Annotated in this window: 6 protein-coding genes; 5 read left to right on the top strand and 1 reads right to left on the bottom strand. The window is 67.4% G+C overall.

The window, feature by feature from the left end; genetic code table 11:
* Positions 1-116: 116 nt before the first annotated feature.
* The 5 genes from ACWEJX_RS22075 to ACWEJX_RS22095 all read left to right on the top strand — a co-directional run bounded on the left by ACWEJX_RS22075 (position 117) and on the right by ACWEJX_RS22095 (position 7,369).
* Positions 117-2,015, top strand: coding sequence for a hypothetical protein (locus tag ACWEJX_RS22075; protein WP_451609125.1), 1,899 nt, complete (start codon positions 117-119; stop codon positions 2,013-2,015).
* Between the two features lie 112 nt (positions 2,016-2,127).
* Positions 2,128-2,829 (top strand): DUF6308 family protein, encoded by a 702-nt coding sequence (locus ACWEJX_RS22080; RefSeq protein WP_451609126.1) that lies wholly within the window; start codon positions 2,128-2,130, stop codon positions 2,827-2,829.
* A 147-nt stretch (positions 2,830-2,976) separates the two neighbouring features.
* Positions 2,977-4,188, top strand: a complete 1,212-nt coding sequence (locus tag ACWEJX_RS22085; RefSeq protein ID WP_451609127.1) for a tyrosine-type recombinase/integrase — start codon at positions 2,977-2,979, stop codon at positions 4,186-4,188.
* Positions 4,189-4,814: 626 nt separating this feature from the next.
* Positions 4,815-6,785: a tyrosine-type recombinase/integrase gene (locus tag ACWEJX_RS22090; RefSeq protein WP_451609128.1), complete on the top strand. Its 1,971-nt coding sequence runs from the start codon at positions 4,815-4,817 to the stop codon at positions 6,783-6,785.
* Complete coding sequence (locus ACWEJX_RS22095; protein ID WP_451609129.1) at positions 6,782-7,369, top strand: DUF6262 family protein; 588 nt, start codon at positions 6,782-6,784, stop codon at positions 7,367-7,369. The genes ACWEJX_RS22090 and ACWEJX_RS22095 overlap by 4 nt, the downstream gene beginning before the upstream one ends.
* A gap of 51 nt (positions 7,370-7,420) precedes the next feature.
* On the opposite strand, the gene ACWEJX_RS22100 is transcribed toward ACWEJX_RS22095, so the two are convergent.
* The gene (locus tag ACWEJX_RS22100) at positions 7,421-9,808 is read right to left on the bottom strand and encodes a Helicase associated domain protein (RefSeq protein WP_451609130.1); all 2,388 of its coding nucleotides are present in this window, start codon (positions 9,806-9,808) and stop codon (positions 7,421-7,423) included.
* Between the last annotated feature and the right edge of the window lie 699 nt (positions 9,809-10,507).

Here is a 10,507-nt window from a genome sequence, read left to right on the forward strand (position 1 = left end):
CGGGGGACCACACATATGCGCTTGGCCGCCCGGCCACGAGACACTGAAATCCGCAACAACGTGACACCGGCAGCCGCTAGTTCACGGCCAGCGGTTACCGCACGACGGGAGTGCCGATGAACGCCGCAGAGCGCCTTGCCCAGAAGATCGAAACGCTGAGCAAGATGTTCACGGACACCGAGCCCGCGTCTTTGCGTACCAGCTATCTGGCCAACCCCTCGGCCAGGCACCCGGTGCTGCAGGGCTCCACCGCGATGGCCCTCGTGCCCCGTTGGAGCAAGCGCCCCAGCGGGCTGCTGGTGCCCGCCACCGCCGTGCCGCCCGCGCCCATCGATCTGGGCGCGGCGTATCTCACCCCCGATGAGATCTTCGGATTCGAGCTGCCCGCCGACTACGCCGTGCGCCAGTTGAAGCGCCTCCCCCTTGAAGGCGTCATACGGTTCTGCGCCCGGGTGCTCAACGCCCTGGAGCTGCCCGGTGTGTCTGCGCAGGCCGTCGAGGCGCACTTCGCCGGCGAGTGGCTGGATGAGCCGGTCCGCAGCCGTGTCCAGAACCTGCTCCGGGACGATACCCGCAGGCTGCTTGTGCCTCAGGCACTCATGCTGCTGGCCCGCAGGGCCATGGAGATATCCCCGGACACGGTGCCGGACGACCTCCCTGACGGCGACATCGTCGGCGCTCTGTTCAACATCACCCAGACCATGGGCCACCATCCTGATCCCGGCCCGAGCATCATCACAGACCGGCCCGGCACATTGGGCCGCGAACTCGTCGCCAACCAGCACTTCCACCGCAGTTGGTCCGTCCCCGGAGTCCTCGCTCGCTACGCGCGGCGCTGGCTGCAGCTGCCCGCCGAACACCACGGCGAGCCGGGAATCGTCGACCTCAGCCAGACCTACCTGGACTGCACCGGCGCCCGCATGGAGGACCTGGCGGCCGTCGCCGGATACCTGTGGCTGCGCACCACGATGGGACGGTTCGTCATCGAGCTCGGTGAACTGGCCGGCCTGACCATGCCCACGGAGCACGTCGAGGCGGTCCTGGCGCTGATCACCAACGACTTGCCCGGCATGCGGGAGGCCGTACGCGGCGAACGCCCCGAACAGCGCACCGAATGGTCCTTCGACCCCTTCCAACAGTGGCCCGTGATCCGCTTGCCCGAGGCCCGGCTGCTGATCCTCGATCCCCGCCACCTGATCAGCCGGGCCTTCGGGTGGCTGCCGATCTGGGACATCGAGTTCCCGCCGCCGGGGCGTACCAAGCCCACCGGCCACCGCAAGATGGCCGCCCGGGCCAAACAGACCCTGCGCCACTGCAGCGAGGTGTACGTCAGCGAGGTCCTGCACGCGATCACCCACGACGAAGGCACCACGCGCCGGGTCTACGACGACGCCGACCTCAAAGCCGCCTACACCGCCCAGGGCCAGCGCATAGCTGACGCCGCGATCGACTACCCCGGCACCTGGATCGTCATCGAGGTCACCACCACCCAGCTGCGCCGCGAAGCCGCCACCGCCGTACCCGGCGAATCACAGATCGAGGACATCGACAAACTTGTCGAGGAACTCGACCAGATCGATGCGACCATCACCGCGCTGCGCGGCGACGAGGCTGCTCTCACCGGCGCTCCTGCCGCCGGGGACCGTCGCTTCCTGCCGCTGCTCGTGCTGCCGGAGGGGTTCCCCGTCAATCCCATCACCCTGACCGTGATCCGTGAACGCGCCCGGAGGAAGGGGCTGTTCACGAGGCCGGACACGGACCCGGTGGAGATCGTCGACATCGAAGAACTGGAGATGATCGAGGCCTTGCAGGAAGCCTGTGGTCTCAGCCTCCTCGACATCCTGCGCAGCAAGCAGTCCGGCAGCTTGCGCAACGCCGCCGTACGCGACCACATCCTGCACGTCTTGCGAGTACAGCCTGATGTACCAGTCCGACATGCTGGGTTGCTGGAAAGTGCCCTCAAGCCACTCGTCAACGCCCTGCCGCAGCCGCACCGGAGTTCCTCCATCAGCTGATGGTCGGTGCCCCTGGGTGACCCGCCGACCGGTTCGCCGCATGCTGTCTCGGACAGACACCCTTTCTGGCGCCGCTCACTCGCTCACGATCTCGATGAAGGACGGAGTTCTCATGGCCGCTTCCACCACAGCGTTCGGTGTTCCTGGTGGGGCGTTGTCGCCGCTCGGGCACCGGTTGCGTGTCTTGCTGAATTCCGAGCGCGTTGTCGGCGACCTACGGCGTTACTTCCGTATAGGCGTGCCGCCCGGTGAGGCGACGTTCACCGGTAGCCGGTTCGAGCATCTGGCGGGTGGGGGAGACCGGCCGGACATCGCCGAACGGTTCACGGCGAAGGACTTGGTCGCGGTGCAGACCTTGTCGGTCACCGTTCCGGCTTCTGTCGCGCTGGACCTTTTGGAGGGCAGCCTCGGCGCGCAGTTGTCCGGTCTGCTGCACGCCATTCCCAGGGACCTCGACATGGTCGACGCCGAAGCGGACGTCTTGGCCGAGGGCTCGCCGGCGGATCAGGCCTGGCACCTCCTCTGCGCCCAGTACGGAGTTGACTGGGTGATTGCTGGGAAGCTCTTGGCTCGTAAGCGTCCGCGGCTGTTGCCGGTCTACGACCGTGTGGTGCGCTGCGCTCTGGGCCGCCCGCGCCCGTCGTTCTGGCTTGCGCTGCATGCCGCGCTGCGCGAGGACGGCACTGCGTTGCATCGCCGACTGCTGGAGCTGCGGCAGACTGCGGGGCTGCCGCAGACGGTGAGTGCGCTGCGGGTGTGCGATGTGGCGGTGTGGATGGGGCACCGGGCGGAGGGGCACGCCTGTCCTCGCTGACGTGGGGCAGTGAGGTTGCCCTTCCGGCGTTCTGGCGGGTGAGGGTGACGGACTTTACCAACCGTCGTCCGGGTGTGTGGGACGTTCGCGTGGAGTGGTCCGCCGGGGTGGGGGAGGGGTGTGAACTCAGAGCCGGAGGACGCCGCCATGGGGGTGGTTCCCTGTTCGGAGGGGGAGCACGTGGCGCGTGTTCGGCTGGTGGTGGGTCAGTTACGGGTGCAGGAGATCGTCCGTTCCGGCGCCCAGGTGTCCTACACGATCGTGGACACGGACTGCACGCTTGTGGCGGAGGCGGACGGGTTCCTGCGTACCTGCGCGGCGGGCACGGACCGCACGTACGCCTATGTGCTGGTGGATCATCTGCGGTGGCTGCGGTTTGCGGGCCTGGACACGGGCGTGGTGTCGCTTGAGGATCTGCGGCACTACATGGCAGCTCTCGGAGCGCACTACCCGGGGCCGTTCGGTCTGCCGTGGCGGGAAGGCAAGCGCCCCTACGGGCACAGCGCGCTGAAGACCGCCGCGGCCTGTCTGAAGGGCTTCTACCTTCACCTGGGCATCCGGGGAGTGAACCCGCCGCTGGCGGAGGCGCTGCGGACAACACGGCTGCCGACGCGGGCGGACCGGCGCCGGGCGATGCTCGGGCACGTCCTGCACAGCATGCCCGCGAACCCTCTGGCCCCGGCCCAGCAGGTTCGCCGGCATCCGAAGATGCTCCCCGAGGGAGCCCGGGAAGCGTTGCTGGGGGCGGTGTCGTGCGCGCGGGACCGGATGGTGGTGACATGGCTGGCCGACGGCGGCTTCCGGATCGGTGAGCTGTGCGGGCTGCGCTTGGTCGACCTGCACCTGCGCGAGCAAGTCACGTGCGGTCAATGCCGGGGCCCGCACGTGCACATCTGCCATCGCGAGGACAACCGCAACCGGGCCCGGGCCAAGACCAAAACACCCTGGACTTCGCAGGACGGCACTGTGTGCGGAGGGACGGTGCGCCGGGCTAGCCCGGCGATGATCCACACTTACTTCGAATACATCACCACCCAGTACCCCGCCCTGCCCGTGCACGGCATGCTCCTGGTCAGTCTGCACGGCCCCTCCCGCGGCCAGCCGTGGACCACCGCAGCGGCCCGTGGCATGCTGCGCCGGGCCGCAGCCCGTGCGGAAGTCGGCCGGGTGGTCCCGCACGCCTTCCGGCACAGCTTCGCCACCGCAGTGCTGGACGCCGCACGGGGCAACGCGGTGATCGCGCGTGAGGCCGGCGGCTGGGCCTCGGCCGCGACCGTCGAGCAGGTCTACGGCCACGTGGACGTCCACGACCCGGTCTTCACCGCGGCGCTGGAGCAGGTATGGGGGACACAGCCGTGATCCCACTGACGCTGCTGCCCGGCCGCACCGACACCACCCGCATCGGCCGCGACCGGCTCGAACTGCTCACGGCCCTCATCAACGCCCCAGCGTTCGACCCGCTCTATCGAGACACGCTGATCAGGATCCCGCCTCAGCACCCGGTCTATGGCTGGCGATGCTCCATCGACGGCTGCGGGCGCTCCCGCCAGGCAGGCCACGTCATCTGCGAATCCCATCACCAGCTGTGGGCCCAGGTTCAGGCATCAGGCATGACCAGAGCCGACTTTCTCCGCACCGCCGAGCCGCTCCCCGCTGCCAGGGGTACTGACCACGGACCTTGCCGGATCTGCCCGGAACGGCCAGCCACCACAGCCGCCCTCCGGCTGTGCAGCCAGCACTACGCACGCTGGCAACACTATGCCGGCACCGCACAGGCCGAAGAAAAGGCACTCCAGAAGTGGCTTCGCACGCAAGCCCCGCTGGCGGGGTACGGCATCTGTCAGGCGGTGTGCCCCCTGCTGGCCTCCTCCTCGCTTGGACTGTGCCGTCAACACGAGGGCCGCTATCAGGGACAAGGCCGCCCCGGGGGAGCCGAAGTCGATACCTCAGCCCATGGCAGGGGACGGCACGGCAGACGCCTGCCGGTGACCTACCAGGACGAAGACGCCTTCCGCACCTGGTGCGCACAGGTGCTCCCCGTCACCCAACCCGGACTGATCAACCTGCACGGCCTGCCCCTACTGCTTGCCGCAGAAATCCAGTGGGGCCTGAACGCCCACGCACAAGTCCAACAACGCTCGACCTGGGACCTCAACGGCATCAAGAACCTGATCAACCACTGCTGGCACGGACGATTCACTTCTCTGACCGACCTCGACGCCGACGGCTACCCGGGTCTGACCCGCAAACAGGTCCACTCCATGGTGCGCCAGATCTGCTGGGAGACCGCCAACGCTCTGCGCTGCGTCTACTACAGCCCCTGGGACACCAAGGACGCCGGCTTCCTGGAGACCGATCACTTCGGACGGCGCTTCAAGAACGCCCAGAGCCACTTCGACATCACCACCGTCCCTCAGCGGTGGCTGCGCGACCTGCTCTGGGACCACCTCGCCGAGTGGCTCCGATCCCCGCAGTGTCCCCGCACCCGAGGCCCCTTCGACCAGATGCGCCGCGCCGCCGTCGAACTGGGGGTCTTCCTCCAAACCGACGCCCCCGACGCCGGCCACGACCCCACCGTCCTGCGCCGTGAGCACGCCGAACGGTTTGTCGCCGACCAGCGCCACCGCGCCCGCCACGGACTGCCGTCTCTGGGCATGGTCCTGGTCGACGGACGATCCCCTACCGTCACCGACTTGAGCTGCCAGTTCGTCTTCAACGGTGCTCGCAAACTGCTCTACAGCGCCATCACCGCCGGCCACGCCGAACGCCTCGGCATCGACACTGGCTTCCTGACCGCCATCCCCTTCGGCGGCACCGGTCTCAAACAGCGCTCCCGCAACCCCTTCAGCGACGACGTCGCCCGCGCGCTGATGGACGAGGCCAACCTGCGCCGCCTGGAGGAACTCGACCTCAACGACCGTGGCCTGCGGGACATCTGGGAGACCATCGTCGCCACCGGCCGCCGCTGCAGCGAAGTCGTCGGACTGCGCCTGGACTGCATCGGGCGCTACCGCGGTCTGGCCATGCTGTGGCACGACCAGACCAAGGTCGGCAACTACAACGAGGGCATCCGCATCCCCGAGCCCATCTACCAGTGCCTCGACGCCCGCCGCACCAAGACGCTCCAGCTCTTCGAAAAGCGCTACGGCCACACCCCCACGGCCGCCGAACGCCCCAGCCTGGCCCTGTTCCCCTCCCGTATCCGCAACCCCAACGGCCGGCAGCCGATCTCCTACGGACACTTCAATGACCGCTTCAGGACCTGGATCGCCGGCCTCGACCTCGGCGGCGCCTACGTGGCCCACCAAGCACGCCACACCCTGGCCACCAACCTGCTGCGTGCCGGCGCCACGCTCACCCACATCCGCCGCTACCTCGGCCAGCTCTCCGAACGCATGGCCGAGCACTACGTCAAGATCACCAACAGTGACCTCGAAGACGTCCTGAACACCATCTGGGTAGCCGGACCAGGCGCCCCCAACCCGGGCGAACTCCTCTCCGGCGACACCACCCCCATGGACCGTGACACAGCACTCGCCCTGGCCCTCGACCTCTCCCGCCGCAGCACCCCCGCCGACGGAGGGTTCTGCACCTACCAACCTGTCGTCGACGGCGGAGCCTGCCCCTGGAAACTCGACTGCGAGAACTGCGACAACTTCGTCCTCTCCGGCGCAGACCTCCTCTACTGGCGACGCAAGGCCGAACAGTGGCGCTCCATCGCCGAGAACGCCCCCGACGACGCCACCGCCGACTACCTCCACACCGTCTTCGAACCCACCGCCCAGGCCATCAAAGGACTCGAGCAGGCCCTGGCAGCCCTCGGCATCCTCGACGAAGCCCTCACCCTCGACCTGCGGCGCCCACAGGACTACTTCCACCGCACCTGGAGCACCGCCTTCCGCGCCCGAGACCTCGCAGCACTGCAGACCCCCGACGACACCACCAGGCAGCCATGAGCACATCCCGCACCGACGCGGCTCTGCAAGCCCGCCGCCAGACCACCCAGGAGATGCTCGAACGCCTCCGGACCGCCCTTGCGGCCACGGCACGCGACCACATCCCTGTCACCGTCGCAGCCCTTGCCCGAACCGCCCGAGTCTCACGCACCTTCCTCTACCAAAACCAGCAGGCCAGAGCCCTTGTGGAGCAGGCCGCTCGCACAAGCAGCTCTCGCCCCGGACATTCCAACAGCCGCAGCCACACGCAGCCGACACAGCTTGCGTGGAGAGAGCGCGCCCTCAACGCCGAAGAGGCACTCGGCCAGGCACAGCGCGAAATCCTCACTCAGCGCACCCGTATCGCAGAACTCCTCGGCAAGATCCGTGACCTCGAACACGATCTTCCCGAAGGCTCACTTCAGCGGATCGTCACCGAGAACACCAGCCTGAAGCAGCAAGCACGACAGCTCACCCAGGACAACGAGCGTATCCAAGAGCGTCTGGCCAGCGCCCGTCAGAACAACCGCTTCCTCGACAAACGCGTCGCAGATCTTGAAGCCCAACTCGCGCCGTATCTCACCGCCCCACCTCCGCCACCATGACCCAGCTGCAGGGCAACGCCGGCAGAAATCGGCACACCTCCTAGTTCGCCGTCACACCCAGTCGATGCCGAGCGCGGCGAGTGCGGCGAGTCTGTCGGGGGTGAGCTTCTTCCTGCGGGTCTTCTGGTTCATGATCCACACGCCTAGCCGGACCTCTGTGCCGTCCTCCAGCCGTTCCACGTGTTCTCTGGAGGCGGTCAGAGAGCCGGTGCGGGCCTTGTACTGGGCCAGGGCCGCAATGCCCCGTTCGAAGGCGTTCAGGGGCGCCGCGGACGGCTTCACCGATGCCTCCAGACCGGGCGCGTGGGGGTGGATGCCGATGGTCTGGAGGCGTTGGCGTTGTCCGTCGGTGAGGGTGGCCCAGGTGTCGGGCCGGCGTTGTCGGGTGAGCCATTTTCCGATGTCCATGCCGTGGGCGGTGACGCCGGGTTCGATGTAGCCGAGGATGGTTTCTTCGGCGAGCATCTCTCTCACGACGGCGTAGTGGCGTTGCCACTGGGCGGGCCAGGTGGGGTTCCAGTCCGCATCGATCGCCTTCAACGCGGCTTCCCACTCCGGCTTGTCGGCGAGTGCACCCAGGCGGCGGAGGTTGGCGAGCCATTGCCCGATGGGCCGGCCGAGTGCGGTGGCGGTTCTGGGTACGCACAGGGTCCAGTGCTCCTCGTAGTACACCTTCGCGGCTTCCAGGTTCTCCTGGAACCGTTCGTCCGCGACGGACCACACCATGCCGAGCCGTTCCAGCCGCTTTGCGCGTTGTCCGGTCATCTCCCCGGCCGCATACGCGCGTCGCTGTTCGGCCACCCATTGCCCTAGCGGTGTGGCTCCCTCGCGGTGTCCGTAGGGCACTCGGGCGCTTCCGACCCGCTGGACGTACTGCTTGAGTTTGGCCCAGCCGCGTGCCCAGTCCTGCCGTTCGGTGTCGATCACGTTGAAGGACACCCACTGAGCGACCATGACCGGGTCACGCGGTGCGGCAAAACGAAGCAAGAGACGGGATTCTTCCTCGCCTTCCTCAGGCGGCGGACCGATATAGGTGGACGGCTGCACGATGTCCTTCTGCGGCTCCTGAGGGATCGCAAGCAGCTCGATTGCCTCTTCGTCGTGAGCGCGCAGACCTTCCAATACCTTCACCAACGGTTTGTACGATCCGGAGGTGAACATGTCTTCCGGCTGTTCTCCGGGCTGGAGGAATACGGGCACGATCAAAGAGGCAAGCTTTCCCTCCCCCGGCTTTTGACGCAGGGCCCGGCCGATGGCCTGGACGATGTCGTGCGGCGCGCCCTTGGGGTCGAGCAGGGCCACGGAGTCCACGGCCCGGATGTCGACGCCCTCGCCCAGGACGCGGCAGTTCGACAGGACAGCGCGCCGCGCCGTGGTCCCGAACCCGGCCAGGATCTCCCGCCGGCGCTCGGGCACGTGCTCGCCACACAGCCAGTCCGCCCAGATCTGCGATGGGTACTTCTCGGGGTCGCTGGCGTGCAGCTTCGCCGCCACGTGCTCCAGACCCTCCCCGTACGCCTGAGCTTCGATCGTCCGGTGGTGGAAGGTGATGCACGTGCTGAGGTTGTGCTGTGCCATGGTGTGCAGGAGCGCGGCCTGGAGGGCACCGAGGCGCTGTCCGCGGACTTCCTCGGTGTGCCGGTCCTCGCTCATCAGGCGTTCCGGGGTGACGACCGGGTCCTGGAGCTCCAGGACGATGATCTGGTACCGCGCGAGCAGCCCGCGCGAGACGGCCGACGCCAGGGACAGCTTGTACAGGACAGGCCCGAAGACGGTCTCGTCGTCCATGGAGGCCGCCAACTCCCGCGGCAGCGGGTCGCGCACCCCCTCCTCGACCTCCCAGTCCGCGGGCCGTGCCTGCCAGATCCGCGGCGTCGCCGTCAGATACAGCCGCCGGTACGCCGGAATCACCGCCTGGTCATGGATGTCCGTCCACGCCTTACCCATCGAGCCACTTGTTCTGTGGGCCTCATCAACGACCGCGAGGTCTACTGGATCAAGTTTCTGGCCGTAGGCGCCCTGGAAGGCCTCGGCGAGGACTCCCAGGCTGGCGTAGGTGGCGTAGATCGTCACGGGCCCTGTTCCGTGCCACAGCGCCAGCTGTACCGGGTTCGTCGTGGAGCGCACTTTCAGGCTCCACAGTCCGGGGTCGTCCTGGAGCGAGCACACCGCGACCGCCGGCCCTCTGTGCCCGACCCGGTGCCACTCCTGGACCGTCTGCGCCAGCAGTTCCAGGGTCGGCACCAGCACGAGCACACGTCCCCGAGGGAGCATCTCGCGGGCGGCGAACGCGGCCGTGATGGTCTTCCCCGTACCGCACGCGGAGATCACCTGCCCCCGCAAACCCTCAGCCGGAATGCCCCCGGGAGGGACGTCGAGACCACGCCGGATGGCATCGACCGTCTCGATCTGGTGCGCGCGCAGATCGCTTTTCTTCATGACCACAAGAAACAAGCTCCTTCTGGAATACAGCGCGCAATGAAGAAAGAAAGTCCGGCGCGGTGAAGCAGGGCCAGGGGTAGTAGTGCCTACACCCAAACTCTACACAGTCAGCACACGTGATGCATCACCCACCACACCTGCTCCCCAGAAGGTCGGCACCCGACCGAACACCGCCCACGCACGCGGTACGAGGAAGCCTGTGGTGAGGACATCAGGGCAGGCTCGACGGCAGAGGGACGACGGGGGCAGGCGGCGCCGGGGGAGAGGAGTCGGGTGGAGCGCAGCGGAACCCGTCACCACGACGGGGCCGGCACACCGTCAGGCCACCGGCCCATCACCATCCCTGAGGGGTAGTGGGCCAGAACCCCAAACGCTACACAGGCCCGCGACGTGATGCATCCTCACCGCTGCCCGGCGAAGCCGGAAGGGCGGAAGCGCAGCGGACGCCCCTCAGTTTCCCCGCTTGCGGGGAAACTGACCCTCCACCAGATTGAAGCGAAGCGGAAATCTGCAATTCCCGCAACGCGGGAATTCTATAAAGCGCGCAGCGCTTTATTATCAGAAATCCGCTTGCGGATTTCATGAATTCGCGAAGCGAATTCCACTTAATACGTCGCCGACCGGGTGGAAAACCCCCTACGAATGCTCCGGGAGTTCTAGCCATGCAGGAGACACCAGGACCGTCCTGGATCAAGC

The sequence above is a fragment of the Streptomyces sp. NPDC004788 genome, assembly GCF_053601115.1.